20 protein-coding genes and 1 riboswitch are annotated in these 20,344 nt (G+C 43.1%); of the genes, 11 read left to right on the top strand and 9 right to left on the bottom strand.

What is annotated here, in order from left to right; all coding sequences use genetic code 11:
* The first annotated feature begins 76 nt into the window (after positions 1–76).
* The 6 genes from NOM01_RS01830 (at position 77) to NOM01_RS01805 (ending at position 7,976) form a co-directional block, all read left to right on the top strand.
* Positions 77–1,771, top strand: coding sequence for a glycerol-3-phosphate dehydrogenase/oxidase (locus NOM01_RS01830; protein ID WP_255745880.1), 1,695 nt, complete (start codon positions 77–79; stop codon positions 1,769–1,771).
* A gap of 207 nt (positions 1,772–1,978) precedes the next feature.
* Positions 1,979–2,329, top strand: a complete 351-nt coding sequence (locus NOM01_RS01825) for a metal-sensitive transcriptional regulator (protein ID WP_255745878.1) — start codon at positions 1,979–1,981, stop codon at positions 2,327–2,329.
* Positions 2,330–2,332: 3 nt separating this feature from the next.
* The gene (locus NOM01_RS01820; RefSeq protein WP_255745877.1) at positions 2,333–4,744 is read left to right on the top strand and encodes a heavy metal translocating P-type ATPase; all 2,412 of its coding nucleotides are present in this window, start codon (positions 2,333–2,335) and stop codon (positions 4,742–4,744) included.
* A 34-nt stretch (positions 4,745–4,778) separates the two neighbouring features.
* Positions 4,779–4,988: a copper chaperone CopZ gene (gene copZ / locus NOM01_RS01815; RefSeq protein WP_255745876.1), complete on the top strand. Its 210-nt coding sequence runs from the start codon at positions 4,779–4,781 to the stop codon at positions 4,986–4,988.
* Positions 4,989–5,223: 235 nt separating this feature from the next.
* Positions 5,224–6,654 (top strand): glycolate oxidase subunit GlcD, encoded by a 1,431-nt coding sequence (glcD, locus tag NOM01_RS01810; RefSeq protein WP_255745874.1) that lies wholly within the window; start codon positions 5,224–5,226, stop codon positions 6,652–6,654.
* On the top strand, positions 6,651–7,976 hold the full coding sequence (locus tag NOM01_RS01805) for a (Fe-S)-binding protein (protein ID WP_255745872.1): 1,326 nt from the start codon (positions 6,651–6,653) through the stop codon (positions 7,974–7,976). Before glcD ends, NOM01_RS01805 begins: the two co-directional genes overlap by 4 nt.
* Positions 7,977–8,030: 54 nt before the next feature.
* Here the strand turns inward: NOM01_RS01805 and NOM01_RS01800 are convergent, their stop codons facing one another.
* The 8 genes from NOM01_RS01800 to NOM01_RS01765 form a co-directional block, all read right to left on the bottom strand.
* Positions 8,031–8,168 carry a hypothetical protein gene (locus tag NOM01_RS01800; protein ID WP_255745870.1) on the bottom strand — a complete coding sequence of 46 codons (138 nt, stop codon included), beginning with the start codon at positions 8,166–8,168 and terminating at the stop codon, positions 8,031–8,033.
* Between the two features lie 55 nt (positions 8,169–8,223).
* Positions 8,224–8,688, bottom strand: a complete 465-nt coding sequence (locus NOM01_RS01795) for a GNAT family N-acetyltransferase (RefSeq protein ID WP_255745868.1) — start codon at positions 8,686–8,688, stop codon at positions 8,224–8,226.
* A gap of 21 nt (positions 8,689–8,709) precedes the next feature.
* Entirely contained in the window at positions 8,710–9,261 is a 552-nt protein-coding gene (locus NOM01_RS01790; protein WP_255745866.1) for a ribonuclease FAU-1 family protein, read from the bottom strand.
* Between the two features lie 311 nt (positions 9,262–9,572).
* Positions 9,573–9,755 (bottom strand): cold-shock protein, encoded by a 183-nt coding sequence (locus NOM01_RS01785; RefSeq protein WP_255745865.1) that lies wholly within the window; start codon positions 9,753–9,755, stop codon positions 9,573–9,575.
* 113 nt (positions 9,756–9,868) lie between these two features.
* Complete coding sequence (locus NOM01_RS01780) at positions 9,869–10,984, bottom strand: Ger(x)C family spore germination protein (protein WP_255745864.1); 1,116 nt, start codon at positions 10,982–10,984, stop codon at positions 9,869–9,871.
* The gene (locus NOM01_RS01775; protein ID WP_255745863.1) at positions 10,981–12,090 is read right to left on the bottom strand and encodes a GerAB/ArcD/ProY family transporter; all 1,110 of its coding nucleotides are present in this window, start codon (positions 12,088–12,090) and stop codon (positions 10,981–10,983) included. The genes NOM01_RS01780 and NOM01_RS01775 overlap by 4 nt, the downstream gene beginning before the upstream one ends.
* Positions 12,091–12,122: 32 nt before the next feature.
* Entirely contained in the window at positions 12,123–13,628 is a 1,506-nt protein-coding gene (locus NOM01_RS01770; protein WP_255745862.1) for a spore germination protein, read from the bottom strand.
* A 19-nt stretch (positions 13,629–13,647) separates the two neighbouring features.
* Positions 13,648–13,851, bottom strand: coding sequence for a hypothetical protein (locus NOM01_RS01765; RefSeq protein WP_255745861.1), 204 nt, complete (start codon positions 13,849–13,851; stop codon positions 13,648–13,650).
* 216 nt (positions 13,852–14,067) lie between these two features.
* Between NOM01_RS01765 and NOM01_RS01760 the strand changes: the two genes are divergently transcribed.
* From NOM01_RS01760 to ytkD, 4 genes are all read left to right on the top strand, one after another.
* The gene (locus NOM01_RS01760; protein ID WP_255745860.1) at positions 14,068–14,904 is read left to right on the top strand and encodes an ABC transporter permease; all 837 of its coding nucleotides are present in this window, start codon (positions 14,068–14,070) and stop codon (positions 14,902–14,904) included.
* Positions 14,905–14,918: 14 nt separating this feature from the next.
* Positions 14,919–15,713: a teichoic acids export ABC transporter ATP-binding subunit TagH gene (tagH, locus tag NOM01_RS01755; RefSeq protein ID WP_255745858.1), complete on the top strand. Its 795-nt coding sequence runs from the start codon at positions 14,919–14,921 to the stop codon at positions 15,711–15,713.
* A 414-nt stretch (positions 15,714–16,127) separates the two neighbouring features.
* Complete coding sequence (gene fbpA / locus NOM01_RS01750) at positions 16,128–16,304, top strand: Fur-regulated basic protein FbpA (protein ID WP_255745857.1); 177 nt, start codon at positions 16,128–16,130, stop codon at positions 16,302–16,304.
* An 87-nt stretch (positions 16,305–16,391) separates the two neighbouring features.
* Positions 16,392–16,895, top strand: coding sequence for an RNA deprotection pyrophosphohydrolase (gene ytkD, locus NOM01_RS01745; RefSeq protein WP_255745856.1), 504 nt, complete (start codon positions 16,392–16,394; stop codon positions 16,893–16,895).
* A 52-nt stretch (positions 16,896–16,947) separates the two neighbouring features.
* On the opposite strand, the gene pckA is transcribed toward ytkD, so the two are convergent.
* Positions 16,948–18,531, bottom strand: a complete 1,584-nt coding sequence (pckA, locus tag NOM01_RS01740; RefSeq protein ID WP_255745855.1) for a phosphoenolpyruvate carboxykinase (ATP) — start codon at positions 18,529–18,531, stop codon at positions 16,948–16,950.
* Positions 18,532–18,785: 254 nt separating this feature from the next.
* Positions 18,786–18,904, top strand: a riboswitch (SAM riboswitch).
* Between the two features lie 129 nt (positions 18,905–19,033).
* Between pckA and metK the strand changes: the two genes are divergently transcribed.
* Complete coding sequence (gene metK, locus NOM01_RS01735) at positions 19,034–20,254, top strand: methionine adenosyltransferase (RefSeq protein WP_255745854.1); 1,221 nt, start codon at positions 19,034–19,036, stop codon at positions 20,252–20,254.
* The last annotated feature ends 90 nt before the right edge of the window (positions 20,255–20,344 follow it).

Raw genomic sequence — 20,344 nt, 5'->3', positions numbered from 1 at the left:
TTTGTGGTCTTTTCAATTACTTATAGCTCATCGGATTCATTGTGAGATAAAAAATTATAATTGGAGGGAATATAAAATGAAGTTATCATCATTTAACAGAAATGAAATCCTGGATCAAATGGCTGGTGAAGTTCTGGATCTGTTCATTATCGGCGGGGGGATTACAGGTGCGGGTATTGCGCTTGACGCAACGGTTCGCGGTTTAAAAGTAGGCTTAACCGATATGCAGGACTTTGCCGGCGGAACGTCCAGCCGTTCAACGAAGCTCGTGCACGGCGGACTGCGCTATTTAAAACAGTTTGAGGTAAAGATTGTTGCTGAAGTAGGAAAAGAACGGGCAATCGTTTATGAGAACGCCCCCCATGTGACTGCTCCGGAAAAGATGATGCTGCCAATCTATAAAAATGGGACATTCGGACGCTTTTCCACATCACTTGGTCTGAAGGTTTATGATTTTCTAGCCGGAGTGAAACGCGAAGAACGCCGCGTCATGCTCAGCCGTAATGAAACGTTGAAGAAAGAACCGCTTTTGAAAAAAGAGGGGTTAAAAGGGAGTGGCTACTATGTGGAATATCGTACCGATGACGCACGGCTGACGATTGAGACAATGAAGGAAGCATCAGAGCGCGGCGCGCTTGCCGTTAACTATGCGAAAGTAGAAAAGTTAATCTATGATCATGATAAGAAGCTGATCGGAGTTCGTATCGTTGATCAACTGACGAAGAAAGATTACCGCATTTTTGCAAAGAAAATCGTTAATGCGGCGGGTCCATGGGTGGATACCATTCGTGAACAGGATCATTCCAAGCAGGGCAAGCACCTGCATTTGACAAAAGGTGTTCATATCGTTATTGACGGCAAACGTTTTCCAATGAAACAGTCCGTGTATTTCGATACAACCAATGGCGATAAACGGATGATTTTTGTCATCCCTCGAGAAGGCAAAGTTTATGCGGGAACGACCGATACAACTTACTCACGTTGGCCAATTGATCCGAAACCAACAGCCGAGGATCGCGATTATATTCTTGCCGCCATTAACGGCATGTTCCCTTCCGTACATCTCACTGCAGACGATGTGGAATCCAGTTGGGCAGGGGTTCGCCCATTGATCCAGGAAGAGGGAAAGTCACCTTCGGAAATTTCGAGAAAAGACGAAATTTTTATTTCAGATTCAGGATTGATTTCGATTGCGGGAGGCAAATTGACCGGCTACCGTAAGATGGCTGAACGCGTGGTTGATGAAGTAACCAGCCAGCTACATCGCGAAAACGGAACAATTTATCCACAATGCCAGACCACTCATGTTGCGTTGTCCGGTGGTCATTTCGGCGGAGGCGCACACTACAAAAAGTATGCACAGGAACAAACAAAGAACGGAATCACCCTTGGTTTGACCGAACGAGAAGCAGAGAGACTTGCGAAAAAATACGGCACGAACATTGATACGATCTTTGATTATATACGGTCAAATCGGGATGCCGCCCTGCAATACGGAGTGAGTCCCGCACTTTTGGCAACGGTTCAATATGCGCTGCAATATGAAATGATCCTGTCACCCGTGGATTATTTCACAAGACGTTCCGGCATGACCCTATTTTCTATTAAAATGGCACAACAATTAGCCCAACCGATTATTAATTTTATGTCAGATCAGCTTAACTGGTCGGATGAACAAAAAAATGCGTATGCTCAAGAACTTAATAAATCTTTTAATGAAGCATCACAATATAATGTAACTGCTGATGGTTCCGAAACGAAGATCGTTTGAAGAATAAAAACACATGACAAAGGCGTCTCAAATCCTTTTGAATTTGAGGCGTCTTTTTACATAATGATTTGGCCGTTTAATACTCGAACATACATGACAACAGTTTGTTCGCTTTGAAGAAGTTAGCGAGTCAGATTGCCATTGCTCGGATTAATTTCTTGATTAAATACCCCCTAAGGGTATAATGGATTTTGGAGGGGATCTTTCATGGAAGAATATAAGAAACACTGTACATGCGCGGATGATTCCTTGAAACATGCAAACCATTCAGAAGAACGCGTACCGCTTGTTCCAAGAACCTCCGACGAGAAACGCAAGATTGCCAATCGACTGAAACGTGTGGAAGGGCAGGTACGCGGCATCGAAAAGATGGTAGAAGACGATCGGTATTGTGTCGACATTCTCATCCAACTTTCCGCAGTACAGGCTGCTCTGCAAAAAATCGGTTTTTCAATACTTGAGCGCCACACGAAATCATGTGTCGCCAAGGCTATTGAAGAAGGGCATGGCGATGAACAGATCAATGAATTGTTAAAAGTATTGAAGCATTTTAAATAAGTCATGTCGGAAGAAAGGGGAGACAGCGATGAAGAAAGTAGCACATATAGGAATTACGGTATGACATGTGCCGCCTGCGCCAACAGGATCGAGCGTGGTCTGAACCGGATGAACGGCGTTGCTGCAAATGTGAATTTAGCATTGGAGAAGGCGAAAGTTGATTATGATGATCAACAGATCAAACCGGTCGAAATCGCTGAGAAAATTGAGAAGCTTGGTTACGGGGTTGCGAGCGAGCGTGTTGATCTGGCGATTACGGGTATGACGTGTGCGGCTTGCGCAGCACGTATTGAGAAAGGCTTGAAACGTCTGCCGGGCATTATTTCTGCTGCGGTAAACCTGGCAACGGAATCCGCCACTGTTTACTATCAGCCCGGTTTTATTGAGCCTGAGAATATGTTTGAGAAGATTCGCAAGCTTGGTTATAAAGCGGTATTAAAACAAGAGGTTGAAAATGATGGGAAAGCTAAAGAAATACGAAGGAAAAGAAATCGGCTGATCTTGTCTTCGGTCTTGTCCTTGCCTTTGCTCTTGACGATGGTGAGCCACCTTCCGTTTTATCACGGACCGTTTCCGATGCTGTTTATGAATCCATGGACTCAATTTGTGCTTGCAAGTATCGTCCAATTTTACATTGGCTGGCCGTTTTATAACGGAGGAGCACGCGCGTTATTGAATCGAAGTGCGAATATGGATGTACTCGTTGTACTTGGAACCAGTGCCGCCTATTTTTACAGCGTTGTTCAGACGTTCCGCTATCAATTTGCGGGACTGCATCATCCGCAGCTCTACTTTGAGACAAGCGCTGTCCTTATAACGTTGGTACTGCTTGGCAAATACATGGAGACGCTCGCGAAGCGGCAGACGACTGCGGCGATTACGGAGCTGATGGATCTGCAGGCTAAGGATGCTGCGAAAATTGTGGACGGTGCGGAAGAACGTGTGCCAATTGATCAGGTTAAAAGCGGAGATTTGCTTCGCGTTCGACCGGGTGAAAAGATTCCGGTTGACGGAGTCCTTGTTGACGGAGAATCCGCGGTTGACGAATCAATGATTACCGGTGAATCTCTGCCAATCATGAAACGTTCCGGTGATCAATTAATCGGTGCTACAGTGAATACAACCGGTTCATTTGTCATGAAAGCTGAAAAAGTCGGCAAGGACACGGCACTTGCAGGAATCGTACGCATTGTCGAGGAGGCCCAGGGCTCTAAAGCACCGATTCAGCGGCTGGCCGACAATATTTCCGGTATTTTCGTACCGATTGTTCTGGTCATTGCCTTATTTGTTTTCGTTGTATGGATCGCTGCCATTCAGCCCGGTCAATGGGATACTGCACTGGCAGCTGCGATCAGTGTGCTTGTGATTGCTTGCCCGTGTGCTTTGGGACTTGCAACGCCAACGTCCATTATGGTCGGTACCGGAAAAGCTGCAGAACAGGGCATTCTTTTTAAGGGTGGCGAATATTTGGAAACCACGCAAAATTTGCAGTCTGTAATCTTTGATAAGACAGGAACGATCACAAAAGGAAAACCAGAGGTAACCGATGTTGTTCTTTTCGGTGACTTAGAAAAAGAAGACGTACTTATGCTTGCTGCAGCGGCCGAGAAAACAAGCGAGCATCCTTTAGCCAATGCAGTTGTCGCCGCTTATCAAAGTGAACAATGGCCGATCGTAACTCATTTTGAGGCACATACCGGATCCGGAGTCACTGCGTCAGCAGATGGCAAGTCGGTCGTAATTGGTACACGTCGTTTGATGAATCAAAATAAAATTGAGTATCACCAAGCTTTGGATGACACACTTCGATTAGAGTCGGACGGTAAGACAGTTATGTTCGTTGCGGTTGACGGAAAACTACAAGCATTGGTTGCTGTTGCAGATACCATTAAGGAATCATCAGTCTCGGCTATTCAAGGACTGAAGGCGCGCGGATTAAGCGTTTATATGGTTACCGGCGATAATCAGCGAACGGCTGAAGCGATCGCAAAGAAGGTTGGAATTGATCACGTATTCGCTGAAGTACTTCCCGAGGATAAGGCAAAAAAAGTGCGTGAACTGCAAAAACAAGGACTGCGTGTGGCAATGGTTGGCGACGGAATAAATGACGCACCTGCTCTTGCTTTAGCTGATATCGGCATGGCGATCGGGAGCGGTACGGATGTTGCCATTGAGGCAGCAGACATTACTTTGGTCGGCGGCGAATTGACTCACGTAGCAAAAGCGCTGGATCTGAGCAAGAAGACGATGCGCAATATCAGACAAAACCTATTCTGGGCGCTTTTCTACAATACAATCGGCATTCCGGTTGCCGCGCTCGGTCTGCTTGCTCCCTGGGTTGCCGGAGCAGCGATGGCGTTCAGTTCTGTATCAGTCGTGTCGAACAGCCTGCGCTTGAAACGGGTGAAAATCTGATTTGATACTTACTTTTTAAGGAGGTGAATACAGAATGGCAGAACGTGTATTGGAAGTTAAAGGAATGAGCTGTGGTCACTGTAAAATGGCAGTAACCGGTGCATTGAAGCAGCTCGATGGTGTTTCTGCAGTAGACGTAGATTTGACAAGCGGAAAAGTAGATGTCACTTATGACGAGGCAAAAGTCGGGTTCACGGAAATGAAAGATGCTGTTGAAGACCAGGGCTACGATGTTGCAAAATAATGTCATTTGGTGCATAAACTTCGAGAGATTACTTAATCAATAATTGAATAGCTGTATTAGCCAAAGACGGTTCGAAAGTTCAAATATGAATTTTCAAACTGTCTTTTTTTTCAGTACAAAGGCTGTGGCATAATTTTAAATGCTAATAATAGAATAATGTCCATTAAATAATTATAATAGATAATAAGAAAGCGTTTACTTTTTTGGACTGTGATTAATAGATCGGGGGTCGAAGATGACGTCAAAGCTAGAAAAGAAACTCAACAAATTAAAGGAACAGCTGATGGAAATTACGGGCAGTGAAAATGTGGATGATTCGACGAGCGGGAGACTGGTCTATTCTTATGATGCAACGCCTAATTTTCAAGCGCTTCCGGATTTTGTTGTTTCTCCGCGCACAGCTGAAGAAATTGCAGAGATTCTGAAACTCTGCAGTGAGACGTCGACACCCGTGTATACGCGTGGATCCGGGACGAATCTATGTGCCGATACCTGTCCGTTAAAAGGCGGAGTCGTCCTGCTCATGAAGTATCTGAATAACATTCTTGAACTTGATAAAGAAAATTTAACGATTACCGTTCAGCCGGGTACAATTACGAAAACGATATCCGATCTCGTCGAAAAAGAAGATCTTTTTTATCCGCCAGATCCGAGTTCAATGAAGATTTCGACGATTGGCGGTAACCTTGCAGAAAATTCCGGCGGACTGCGCGGCTTGAAGTACGGCGTTACAAAGGATTATGTCATGGCGCTCCAAGTTGCGCTTCCGAACGGAGAATTGATTCGCACGGGCGGTAAGCTGACCAAGGATGTAGCAGGCTATGATTTGACGCATCTGTTTGTCGGATCAGAAGGAACGCTGGGTGTCATCACGGAAGCAACGCTAAAATTGATTCCGAAGCCGGAGTCGCAAAAGACAATTCTGGCCTTGTATCAAGATATTGAAGCTGCCGGGCGATCTGTTTCAGCCATTATATCGAACAAGATGATTCCGGTGACTTTGGAATTTCTTGACCAGGATACCATTCGAGCTGTGGAGGAATTTGCTCACATTGGACTGCCGACGAATGTTAAAGCGATTTTACTTATTGTGCAAGACGGTCCAAAGGAAATTGTAGATCGTGATATTCATAAAATAGCAGAAATCTGCCGAGAAGAGCAAGCAGTCGATGTCCGGCTTGCTACTTCTGATGAAGAGGCGGAAGAGCTTGCGACGGCACGGCGTTCGGCATTAAGTGCACTTGCCCGATTAAAGCCGACAACAATTCTGGAGGATGCTACGGTTCCACGATCTGAGATCGCTGCAATGGTGCGTGCAATTACTGAAGTTGCTCAAAAGTATAGGGTGCGTATTTCAACATTCGGCCATGCCGGTGATGGAAATCTTCATCCGACTTGTCTTACCGATGCCCGAGATGAGGAAGAAATGAAGCGAGTGGAGGAGGCTTTTGCGGAGATCTTTGAGCGTGCAATTGAGCTGGGCGGAACCTTAACCGGCGAACATGGTGTTGGCGCGACCAAGGCTCCTTATTTGGAATGGAAACTTGGAAAAGCTGGTCTTGACGTGATGCGCGGAATCAAACAATCGATTGATCCTCAAGGAATCATGAATCCCGGGAAAGTATTCGCGGAAACGGGAAAGGAAAGGATGGTGACGGTCAAATGATGACACCGGCAGAAAAACAGCGGATTCAAAAGGAATTTAAAGAAGAAATGGACTACGATGAATTGCTGAATTGTATGCGTTGCGGTTTTTGTCTGCCTTCGTGCCCAACCTATATCGAAACGGGGCATCAAGAGAAGCATTCGCCTCGAGGACGAATCGCCTTGATGAAAGGCGTAACCGATGGCATTATCGAACCGGACGATGATTTTGCTCATTCGCTTGATTTGTGTTTAGGCTGCCGAGCCTGTGAACCTGTGTGTCCGTCGGGCGTGCAGTACGGACATCTTCTTGAGGATGCAAGGGCAATTCTTCAGCGTAATAAAAAACAAACCGTACGTGTCAAAATGATCCGTAAAGGTGTTTTCGAGCAGCTTTTTCCGCGACAGGATCGAATGGAGAAAGTGACCGGATTAATTGGTTTTTATCAGCGCAGCGGTTTGTCCAAGGTGGCTCGAAAAGTCGGATTTATGAATTTGTTCCCGGAGAGCATGGCTACCATGGAAAAGGTTTTGCCGGAAGTTCCGAGACGAAGCGAGATGAAACAGCGCCCACGTTACTTTGAACATGAAGGTGAGAAGAAGGCGACGGTTGCTCTGTTTGCCGGCTGTCTTATGGATACCATGTTTTTTGACACCAACAATGCGACTATAAAACTGCTTCGTAAAGCGGGATGCGATGTTGAGATTCCTGAAAATCAATTATGCTGCGGTGCACTTCATGGACATAATGGCGAACTGGAAAAATCGAAAGAGATGGCAAAACGAAATATTGAAGCCTTTGAGGCTGCAGAAGCAGATTATATTATTACCAATGCCGGAGGATGCAGCGCGTTTCTGATTGAATACGACCATTTGCTTAAAAACGAGCCGGAGTGGGCGGATCGGGCAAAGCATTTTGTTGCTAAGTTAAAGGATATTTCTGCTCTATTGGTTGACTTGGATTTTCAGAAAACACATCGTCTGCGTCTACCGGAACAAATCATTACGTATCAGGATTCTTGTCATCTGCGTAATGTAATGAAAACTTTCGATGAACCCAGAATTCTTCTTAACGCGATCGAAGGTGCGCAATTCGTAGAAATGGAAGGTGCTGATACGTGTTGCGGATCGGCAGGAGATTATAACATTGTGCAGCCGGATATGGCCATACAGATTCTCGACCACAAGATGGAGAAGGTTGCTGGTACACATGCTCAAACGATTGTGACAGCCAATCCCGGATGTCTTCTGGAAATGAAGCTTGGAGTTGAACGTGCTCATAGAACCGGCGAAGTGCGCGCCATGCACATTGCCGATATTCTGGTCGAAGCACTTGCTGATTAATGATCATCATAAGAAATTGGCAGCCGGGGAATGTTATCTCCGGCTGCCTTCTGTTTACTTATTTTTACGTGCGCGTTCTTCTAATTTAGAAACAGATGATTGATGGTCATCTTTGGCACGTCCGGCTGGAGAGACGCTTGACGCAGTCGCTCCTTTATTGGACCGGTACTCCTTTTTTCTTGCTTCAGACATGATCGCACACCTCCCGAAACTTAGTATGCGATTTCAAATCATTTGTTATGCAAGATTATAACCATTTGCTCATGTTAATATCTGTCGCTTGATATCCGAGTTTCTGATACACATGATAGGCGCGCGCGTTATGCGCAAACACATGAAGACTAATTTTTTTGAATCCGAGAGTGCGGCTGTAAGCAAAGAGTGTTTGCATGGCAAGCTGTCCTAATCCGTGGCCTCGGAACGATTCGAAAATTTCAAAATCATAAATAAAGATCTCTTTACGTTCGGGCGAAAGATGCAGCCAAAAGATACCCACTTTTCTTCCAGCTTCGTCAACGAGAGAAAGAAAGCGGTGATTTACTGTCTGATATCCTTGCGGGAGAAGACGACTGATCTCAGCACGTGCGTTCATTAACGCGCGCTCGGGAGTCCATGTGCCGGACTGCTGTTTTTCTTTGGCGTACTCCTTAGTTGAATACTCAAGATAAGGAGCGAAATCATTTTCCGACATATCGGTAATCAGGATGCTCATGACATCTTAGCCCCCTATAATTTAGTGTGGAAACGTGGCCCGGACTTCACGTACGAGTGCAAGAAAATGCTCAGGATCTTTTTTTATGAATTGCATCAGACGATGAGCGGTCCGCCACGCCTTTTCGTACATTTCAGGAGTGATAATATCGTTTTCAAGTGCTTCATTCAACTCATCTTCGTCGACTAAATAAAGTTTGTGATTTGGAAAAAGGATTAAATCGAGATACAGATCATCAAACCAGGGTGTTCCCTGTTCATCGCGGCCGACTTGATGAATGACATCAAAGTAACATTGAACGAGGCGATGTTTCGCGTTGAACATCGCCGTTAGAACGAATTGCGGCGTTTCCGCAGGAAAGAGTTGCAGCCAGGAATAATTTTGATCGACTGTCTTGGTGCGAACCCCGCCATAAACAACCGACAGCGGTGCTTTGATTTCATTGAATTGAATCAGAACGGCTTCGCCATGAAAATTTGGCCACATAAACTGTTTTTTTCGTGTGTGGCTTGAAATAATTCGACGCCATCCACGACGATCGGCATATTTTCTTTTCATTTTCGTAAGTTTCACATGTTCACCTTCTGTCCTACCTGTCTATTGTAACGTAAAACACCAAATAATGGAGATTTGGGTTAAATTATACGTGATCTACCACTAGGTTCCTCTATACAAACTATGTTTTTTTTGTATCTTTGAAAACTTATCCTAAGGATTTTCCATTCTTTTGTAACCATCATCTTTATCTTTTACGTTTCCGTCTTATCGATACCCCCTAAAAAAAGAAACACAGGACGATTTTTCTGAACCATGTCAGAAAAACCGTCCTGCTCTATAAACTATTCAAAGCTTAGTTATTAATTTTTTAAGGATTGTCTCGTCGATCAGTCTATGACCGGTAACATTTTTGTTTCTTTTTTCATTTCCGAATGGCAAAGCGGACATTTTGGAGTCTCATCGAAGGAGAATGCATCGCGCATCCACCCCGAACATGAGTCGCTCGTACATGTCCAAATTGCTGTCTCTGCTTCAGGAACCGGTTCTTGCGGGCCTCGATTAAATCCCATTGATTAAATCCCCTTTCCTGTTAATCCTTTTATTATATGCTTTTTTCAGAAATTTATCAATACAGCAGACTATTTATCCATTTTGGGTTGTTTGCAGGTTAACCATCTGCCGTTTAATCTGAAATTCCGGTTTGAATAATCGTCGTATCAACGGTGCAATGAAAATGTGCGTTCGGATAACGATCATACCATGATTTGCCATCGAAATGACGCGTATGACTGCGTACATGCTGACCTAATTGAAGCGGATCAATTTGCTTTTTTTGCAGCATATGAACAAGCTTTTCCGCTTGAGCAGCCATATGTTTTTCAATTTTTTTCTCGATCTTCGGACCCATCGTTTTGTTGATGCTCTTCGGATAGGCTTGTATAATTTGAGCGTTAATCGAAACATGGGCATAGATGTCCGGAGACGTGCTGTTACCGTTTTTTACTTTGTAACTGACCTTTGTATGCACGTTTTTTAAAGCGATATGTTTTTGCGACGCAAATTCAAAATCATAAACGCCTTGATCAAATTTCTGAAAGAGCATTTTAAAAATAAATACTTTATTGGATGGAAGTTCCATGACGTATTTATCGCTTTTAAACAGGGCGAGTCCGATCGTTTCAAGATGATCACCAGATTTCCGTATTACCGGGAGAAAAGGATCCATATAATCGCCATAGTACGCATAGAGAAATGATTCCAAAGTACTTTCCGGATAATTCTGCTTATTGTTTTGTTCAATCATATCCTGAATATAGCGTGCAATGGGGATCTGCGTCTGATAATCGATTGCTGTCAGCAGTTTCTTACAGCTTCCGTCTACGATAGCCAAATTCATCTCTCGCGGTGCTTCAGGATCACGATTTCGCAGATCAATTTGTTTCCTAAGACCGTGTTTGGCTAAGCCCTTATTAAAAAGCATAACTCTGAGTTTACCAGCCCGAAGTGCCCTTTGCCCGTTCTCTTGAAAGCGGTCGACCAAGGATTTGCCGTCGTAGGTGGTGCCGCTCAGATAGCGTATCATCGAGGCCGTTGTCGGCAGACCCGCGCCAGAACTGCCGGGATTGGAGCTTTGCACATAGTTGGGCATCGTGACCGTACCAATGACCTTGTTGCCCCCAATATAATCTACGCCTTCTGCTTCGATGATGAGCACGTCATCAATAACGCTGGTCGGTAAGCAACCGCTTAGAATAATGAGTACAGTGATCGATGCAATAAGGTGCATGAAATGTTTCATGCAGATTGCCTCCCTATTTTTTTCTTAATCCATTGGCAAAAAAGTAGTAATGGTAGATAAAAGTAGATGATAATAAAACCAAAACCATTGTAAATATTATTTATTGTTCGTACTTGAAGTCCGTTTTTAACCATGCATGTAATCGTAATCAATACCACTAATATGCCAATGAGTGAATGCTTCATTTTTATGGCAGGAAATGTGAATTTGATACCGCGGGCCAGGATCCAGGAGCAAAGGCAGATATTTGGAATGAGTACCCAAAGTAAAATGACAATCGCAATAATGTCAACATGTTCAAATAATGGAAATCGAACGCTTTTCCAATACGTTATGGTGGGCCAAATGGTGTTCTGCATCTCACCTTGGCTGAAATAGATGATTCCCAGCAGGAGAATCGTGGTGTAAATATAAATAGTCGTAAGAACCCCTCGAAATGCCCACTTTCTCGCTTTTTCTGGTTGACTGATAAACGGGTAGAAATACAAAATTAATTCAAAACCGAGATAGTCATGAGTTGTTTCATAGCAAGATCTCATGATCGATAGCGGTGTATGGTCAAAGAGAGGCATTAAATTTTCATAATGCGCATGTGGGACAATAAAAATGCTTAGGATGAATAAAGGGATCAGATAGATAAAGCTGAGCAGACAAACACCACTGATTGTCCGCAACCCCCCCATCACGATGTACCAGACAATACAGCAGAAGATGATTGAGAAAGTAAAACTATTAAGTTGAGGGAAAATCCATACTTGAAGAATTTCAATATAGCTGCGCAAGAATGCGAAGGAAAACAGCAGTACATGAGACATCAGAATAAAAGTGAGCACGTTTCCAATCCATGGACCAAAAATTCGGCGGTGAATGGAAAAAATATCAGGACGTCCAAAATGACGCTCATTCTCAAGAAGACGCAAAATAATCCACATAACGAAGAGTGTTGATAAACCGGAAATCAGTGTAGCAAGCCATCCGTCTTGTTCGGAAAATTTTGTAATGATTTGCTGAAAGGACAGAAATCCAATACCGATTTGCATGACCTGCGGAAGGAAAAAGGCGGATAAAGGACCGATTGTGTGTGTTGGATTGATTTTATTGTACATACGCGTCAATTGCCTCCTCGCTAAAAAACGTGCTATTCATCAATATCAGGAGAATGTTTACCCTCCTTTTTATTCACACGCTGTGGATTAGCCCGATTTTTGTCACCGGTACGCAAGAATAATGGCCGTTGGGTTTGTAAATTAAGCGGTAACCGTACAAAACTGTCTTTTAGATCAGTCACACGCAATGGATAAATGGGTTCAATGTACGGATGTCCAAGAGAAGTCAGTTTAAGCAAATGGCAGACACAAATCATAAAACATAGTGCAATACCTAAAATTCCGAGCAGTTGCGCTGAAATAATAAAGGGAAATCGAATCAGACGAATAGTTGTAGCCATTCGGTAATTTGGTGTAATAAAGGCAGCAAGAGCTGACATCGCAATGATAATTAAAAGAATATTACTTGTAATACCCGCTTGAACAGAGGCAGTCCCAATAACAATACCACCCACAATACCAATGGTCTGGCCGACCTTTGTTGGAAGCCTGGCTCCTGCTTCTCGAAGCAATTCAATCATGATTTCCAGCAGCAGGACCTCAATAATCGGATCATAAGGCACTGAACTTCGTGAGACAATTAATGTCGCCAGTAGATCTTTGGGCACGAGTTGATAATGATACGTGAGCAAAGCGACATAAAGCGGTGATGAAATGACAGAAAATCCGATCGCGAATAACCGTAATAAGCGATAGGCCGATGCAAGCATCCAAACTAAGGAATAGTCATCGAATGCGGAGAAAAATTCAACAATGGTACTTGGCAGAATCAGTGCATTAGGCGACCCGTCAACAATAACCGCGATTTTTCCTTCATAGAGTGCCCCGCTCACTCGATCCGGACGTTCCGTATCAATAAATTGCGGAAATATCGAATGATTGTTATCAGAGATCATTAAATAAAGCATGTTCGAGCTGATCAAACTGATGGTTTCAAGGTCGGAGATCCGTTGTATAACCGTATTTATATTTTCTTTATTGGCAATTCCTTCAACGTAAAGAACAGATACCCTCGTTCGTGATATTTTCCCAACACGAAGCTCTTCGACCTTGAGCTGAGGAATGGGAATCCGAGAACGGATAAGATTGATATTGGTTTCAAGTGATTCAACAAAAGATTCATGTGGGCCGAGAATACTTGTTTCCGTTTCCGATTGTTCAACCGGCCGCGACTGCTTTTTCATACAAGGAATAAGCAGGCACTCTTTTGAATGCGCTGATTCTCGAATCATGAGTGAACCATCGAGAATTCCGGACTGTATTTCAGACAGATTTTTTGTCCTGATCAACTTGTCGGCGGGAAGGACCTTAGCAATATCTTCGATGCTGTGAACACGATCCGAATAGAGCGCAGGCAATAGATCACGATGAACATATTCGAGATCAACCAAGGTTACGATAAATGAAATCCAGCAGGAAAATTGCTTTCCTTCGTGATGAAAGTGACTGAAGTCCGGATTTGTTTTCATCTGATCGATAAATTTGGCTATCGATTTTTTCGATTGTGCGGGATCATTATTTTTCTTTATCCAGAACATTTTTCCCACCCATTCCACCTTAATTTGCTTCTTTTTCCATTTTTTCCGCTTTCTTTTTCTCTTCTTTGCTCTGATCTAAGTAGATGATGATAAAAGGCATGACACTTGGAAAAAAAATGAGCAGATACAATAAGACATTTGCACCAATCGGGATGCGGAGTAAAACAAAAATGAAAAAAATAAAAAGGAAAACAAAATAACTGAGATAAAGAAGTGTACACATAGCCGACTCCTTTTGGCAGGTAATTAGTACTATGAGTATGTTCTCCAAGACAGTGTTTCTTATTCTAGAAAAAGATTTCACATCATGAATAAATCAATAATTCGAAGTGATTCATTCATGTCCGGCAAGTCCAAGGATTCATTTTCTTTTTTAAATAAGCTGTGTTAAAGTATGGATTGGAGCATTGATACTTGATAGTATTGGAAGGAACTTGATATGAAATCGGCATGGAAAGTCATTCGGGAACAAATGAAAAGCCTGTATTTAATTAGGCGCTTGTCCCTATACGAGTTAAAAAGCGAGAATACGAACAACTATCTGGGCATGGCATGGGTAGTCATTAATCCGTTGATCCAGATCTTAATTTATTGGCTGGTCTTTGGCGAAATATTGGGCAGAAGCAGTAAAATTCCGGTTGATAACGCGGTCGAAGCGCCCTACATTGTCTGGTTAATCTCAGGAATCATTGTTTGGTTTTTTGTACAGCCGTCCATTATTCAAGGATCGAAATCGATTTATTCACGCATTCGCTTTATCGCCAAAATGAATTTTCCGATGAGCGCGATTCCAAGCTATGTCATTCTTGAAAAATTTTATCAGCATCTAATGATCACAGGAATTGTTATTGTAATCCTGCAATTCACAGAGTTCAAAATCAGTATTTATATGATCCAGCTTCCTTATTTTATGTTTGCTGCGCTGGCTTTTCTGTTTTCCGTATCACTCGTCACATCCACATTCTCAACGATCGTTCGGGATGTGCATCAAGTCTTGATTTCGCTCATGCGTATGTTGTTTTATCTAACGCCTTTTCTATGGGAGCCTGCGCGACTTGCAGATGCAGGGTTGCCGGACTTTTTCCAAAAAGTTTTATTGATGAATCCGATGTATTATCTTGTACAAGGCTACCGTTCTGCACTGCTTGGTGCTTCTTGGTACGGGATTGATCACATTGGCTACACCGCTTACTTTTGGGGCTTTGTACTCGTGACCCTGCTGTTCGGTTCATTTGTGCATTTGAAATTCAGAGATCATTTTGTAGATTATTTGTAAGGAGATCTCCATTCATGGAAAAATCAGTCATTGTAAAAAATGTATCGAAAAAATATAAAATGTACGCGAAAAATTCCGAAAAAATTTTAGATTTGATTTCTCCTAAAGGTTACGGAAAATCGTTTTATGCGCTTCACGATATCAGCTTTGAAGCGAATAAAGGCGACGTTATCGGAATCATCGGTGTGAACGGATCGGGAAAATCAACGCTGTCTAATATTATTGCCGGAATTATTCCTCCCACATCTGGATCAGTTGAGATTAAAGGTGAGGCTGCACTGATCGCGATTCAGTCGGGCTTGAAGAAAGAGCTGACCGGTCGGGAAAATATTGAATTAAAATGTCTGATGCTCGGCTTTGACAAAAAGCAGATTATCGAACTGACGCCGCAGATTATTGACTTTGCCGATATCGGTGATTTTATAGACCAACCTGTTAAGACCTATTCGAGTGGAATGCGTTCGCGGCTTGGCTTCGCAATCTCCATCCATATCGACCCGGATATACTGGTTATTGACGAAGCGTTATCTGTCGGAGACCAAACGTTTGCGGATAAATGCCTTGATAAGATGAATGAATTTAAAGAGAAGGGTAAAACCATTTTCTTCATCAGCCATTCAATCAGCCAGATGAAGAAATTTTGTGAAAAGGCGCTCTGGGTTCAATACGGACATGTGGAACAATATGGTCTGATGTCAGAAGTAATGCCTGAATATGAGGCATTTATTAAGAAGTACAAAAAGATGACTAAGAAAGAAAAGAAAGCTTTTCAAGAAAATGTGCGAAAAAGCCGAATAGTGAATGCGTGAGTAGGAAAGGAAGCTGTGCTTTGCCGTTACAACGACAAAGCACAGCTTTTTTTAATACAGATTTTTATCGTTTCAAGCAAAAAAAATCCGCAAATCGATGCGGATTTAACTAAAAGTGAATTGGGGTTAGGGTTATTCATACTATTGCCATATTTTTCTGTTGCTAAACATTTTTTTGAAAAAATGATTGCAAGTACTCGATTAAATTTTTTTAGATACGTAAAGATATATTGTAAGCGCTTTTATTGTATAATAGTGTTTAAAAATATCAGTGCTGGGCATGATGAATGGGCTATGGATTAAATCAAACAAATCATTCGTCTGAAATAAGACGTGTTCACGTGGAAAGGGGGCAGAAATCATGATTGAACAAACAAAATGTAAACGCTTGCTTAATTGTGATTTCGTTCATTCATGAATCGTATCAATTTGTTGAGAAGGGCTGTTGAAAACCGAAAGCAATACTTGATTCGCGAGTTAAGAAAAAATTTCGTGACAAAAGAGTCCGATCAATTAAATGAATGGACACTGTCCGATCTGGAAAACGAATGGAAAAATTATAAAAAAAGATGCGAAGAAGAAATTGGTTAAAAATAAAAATCTTTTGGGGAATGTGAACCATTATTTGTTAAAATAGGTTTGAAGCTCGCAGAACGCAGGTGCGGAGGTAATGACCGAATGAATCAATATCCTAGTTTTCCGGATTTTTATGGAAATAAAGTAACCCTAGCTCTTTCATCAACTCCCTTTTCGGCCGATCCAAGACATGTTTGGGTTATTTGTAAATTTCACTGTCAATGGCTGCTTACCATGCATTCAAGGAGGGGACTTGAATTTCCCGGAGGCAAAGTAGAGTCTGGAGAACGCCCGGAGGAAGCGGCGAAAAGAGAGATCTTTGAAGAAACTGGCGCGCATGTAGCGAATCTCTATTTTATTGGACAATACCAAGTAGATGGGCGAGACGAACCAATAGTTAAGAATATCTACTTTGCGGAAATTGATCAAATAACCCTGAAAAAGGATTATTTAGAGACAGACGGACCGAGACTGATCAGCAATCTGCCTCACTCAATTAAGGATCGGAGACAGTATAGTTTTTTGATGAAAGACCAAGTGCTTGAGCTGTCGATGAAGGCAATCAGGCAGAAGCAATGGACGCTCGTGTCCGAAGTACACATTTAAGACTTTGGCACTAAAAAAGGCTCCCTCCAAATTTGGAGGGAGCCAGCTGTTTTTAGTGGACATTAGGCCCGGCGTTGCGGATGTTCTCAGGTGCTTGACGGAATTGCTGGAAGTTCGTTTGGAATTTTTGAGCCAGCTGTATTGCAGCATGCTCATACGCAGCTGGATTAGTCCATGTTTTCCATGGCATAAGCATTTGATCAGGTACACCGGGACATGTTTGTGGAATATGCAATCCGAAAATCGGATCAGTGACTATATTTTTCTTGTCAAGATGTTCATTTAAAGCTGCATAAACCATTTGCCTTGTATAACTGAGCTTCATTCGTTTACCGAGATCGTAGGGTCCACCAGTCCATCCGGTGTTAATCAGATAAGCGCTTACATTGTTTTGTTTTATAAATTTTCCCAAAAGTTCAGCATAGGTGACTGCCGGAAGCGGCATAAACGGGGCTCCGAAGCATGTGGAAAAAGTTGGTTCAGGAGTTACAATTCCGCGCTCGGTGCCGGCCAATTTACTCGTGTAACCTGAGAGAAACTGATACATTGCCTGATCCGGTGACAGTATACTAATTGGCGGGAGAACGCCGGATGCATCGGCTGTCAGAAAAATAATCGCGTTTGGATGCCCTCCGACGCTTGGAAGAACTGCATTTGCAACCTTTTGCAGTGAATAGGCGGCACGCGTGTTTTCCGTAAGTGCGGTACTGAAATAATCGGGTTTGCGCTGATCCTGAGAAATGACGACGTTTTCAAGTACTGTACCGAATTGGATGCTGTCATAAATTTGCGGTTCATTCTCTTGAGTCAGCCGAATCGTTTTTGCATAGCATCCTCCTTCAAAGTTAAACACACTGTTACTTGACCAGCCGTGTTCATCGTCCCCAATCAACTGTCGGTCAGGCACATTGGAGAGCGTTGTCTTTCCGGTGCCGGACAAACCGAAAAAAAGAGCGGTGCTACCATTTTCGTCTTGATTTGCAGAGCAATGCATCGGCATCACTCCTTTTTGCGGCAATAAATAATTCATTACAGTAAATACGGATTTCTTGATTTCTCCGCCATATTCGGTGCCCCCGATTAATACAATACGGTATTTCATGGAAATAATAATAAATGCTTCGGAACGCGTACCATCAGTCAATGGATTTGCTTTAAAACCGGGTGCAGATAAAACAGTGAATTCTGCTTGATGATGTCCAAGCTCCAAATCAGAGGGTTCAATAAACAATTGGCGGCAGAAGAGATTTTGCCACGCATACTCATTAATAACTTGAATCGCCAGACGGTAATTTGGGTCAGCCCCGGCAAAACCTCGAAACACATATTTCTCTTGCTGTTTACTTAAATAGGTAGCAAGCTTTTCGTAAAGATTTAAAAAAGCGTTTTCATTTATGTGCTGATTTCTGTCCCAGTCAACCGTGTTACGTGTAACATCATCTTTGACAATAAATCTGTCTTTTGGAGACCGTCCCGTATATTTCCCGGTCGTTACGGCTAGTGCTCCGTTATTTACTAAAATGCCTTCATTTTTTCTCAATGCATGTTCAATAAGTTCAGGAACAGATAAATTAATGAATGGAGTTCCGGTACTGAGCAATTCAGAGATTGGGGTTTCCAAAAAAGTACGATTCATGAGAACATCCCTTTCTTTGTGAAATTGATCACTCATTCTTTATTGTATAACACATTGTAAATATTGTTACCTACTAATATTGTAAAGATGGTTCAGATATTCCGCAATCATAAAGAGATAATAATTCGAAATTTCCATATGGTTTTGTTTCGTTTTGAGTATCTTTAAATGAATTGATTTACACGCTTGAAAACAAAGGAACTTTCATTGACAATTTTAATTCCCTGCGTTAAGATGGGGATTATACACGGCTGCTCTTATTCCGAGTAGGCAGAGGGACAGGCCCGATGAAGCCCGGCAACCGGCCGAATAACGGTACGGTGCTAACCTGCAGAGAAAAGAGAGAATGATCTCTTTCCCCTGATAATAAGAGGCGCGCGATAAGAATCGGCCTATCCATAATTGGAGCGGGCTTTTTTCATGCCTTGAAAACAAAAGCAGAGGGATCGGGTACCGTTGACACCATTTTGTATATAATGTTTGAAAGGCAGGGTGAAGGAAAATGACGAAGAAGTATTCAAGAAGATTATTCACTTCCGAATCGGTAACTGAGGGTCATCCGGATAAAATTTGTGACCAGATTTCAGACGCGATTCTTGATGAACTGCTGAAGGGGGATCCTAACGCCAGGGTCGCATGCGAAACAGTCGTTAATACCGGACTTGTCCTTGTGACTGGTGAAATATCCACTTCCACCTACGTGGATATTCCGAAAGTCGTTCGTCAGACGATTAAAGAGATCGGCTATGACAACGCGAAATATGGTTTTGACGCATCGAACTGTGCGGTCATGACTTCAATCGAGGAACAGTCGGCTGATATTGCTCAAGGCGTCGATAAGGCGCTTGAAGCGCGTGAGGGAACGATGTCGGAAGATGAAATTGAAGCGATTGGTGCCGGGGATCAAGGACTGATGTTTGGATTTGCTGTCAATGAAACACCGGAACTGATGCCTCTTCCCGTATCACTTGCTCATAAATTAGCGAAGAGACTGGCTGATGTCCGGAAAGACAAAACGATCGGCTATCTTCGCCCGGATGGAAAGACCCAGGTCACGGTTGAATACGATGAAGAGGGCCATCCGGAGCGTATCGATACGATTGTGATTTCGGCACAGCATGATCCAGAAGCGACTGAAGCGCAAATCAAGAAGGACATTCATGAGTTTGTCATTGATCCGACTGTTCCGGAGAAATTGATTGACGAGAAGACGAAATTCTTTATCAATCCGACCGGACGCTTTGTCATCGGCGGGCCTCAAGGGGATGCCGGCTTGACCGGACGAAAAATTATTGTTGACACGTACGGCGGATACGCACGGCATGGAGGCGGCGCTTTCTCAGGAAAAGACGCGACGAAGGTCGACCGCTCCGCTTCTTACGCGGCAAGATATGTGGCGAAGAATATTGTCGCGGCAGATCTCGCAGAAAAGTGCGAAGTGCAGTTTGCCTATGCCATCGGTGTTGCAGAGCCGGTATCTATTTCGGTTGATACGTTCGGTACAGGGCAGGCAACTGAAGAACAGCTCGTTCAGCTGATTCGCCGTAATTTTGATCTCCGCCCGGCCGGCATCATTAAAATGCTTGACTTGCGCAGGCCGATTTATCGCCAGACGGCGGCGTACGGACATTTTGGACGTACAGATGTCGAACTTCCTTGGGAGAAGACGGACAAAGCAGATTTGCTGAAAAAGCAGATTCTTTCAGATTTCCAGACTCATTGAGCATGTATACCCAAAAAACGTTTTTTACGCCTACCGGCTGTGAAAAGCGTTTTTTTTATAGACAAGATCGCATAAGCAGAATGATCGTTT

The sequence above is a fragment of the Sporolactobacillus sp. STSJ-5 genome (assembly GCF_024385605.1).
GTDB lineage: Bacteria > Bacillota > Bacilli > Bacillales > Sporolactobacillaceae > Sporolactobacillus.
This window is presented reverse-complemented; position numbering and strand designations above follow the sequence as displayed.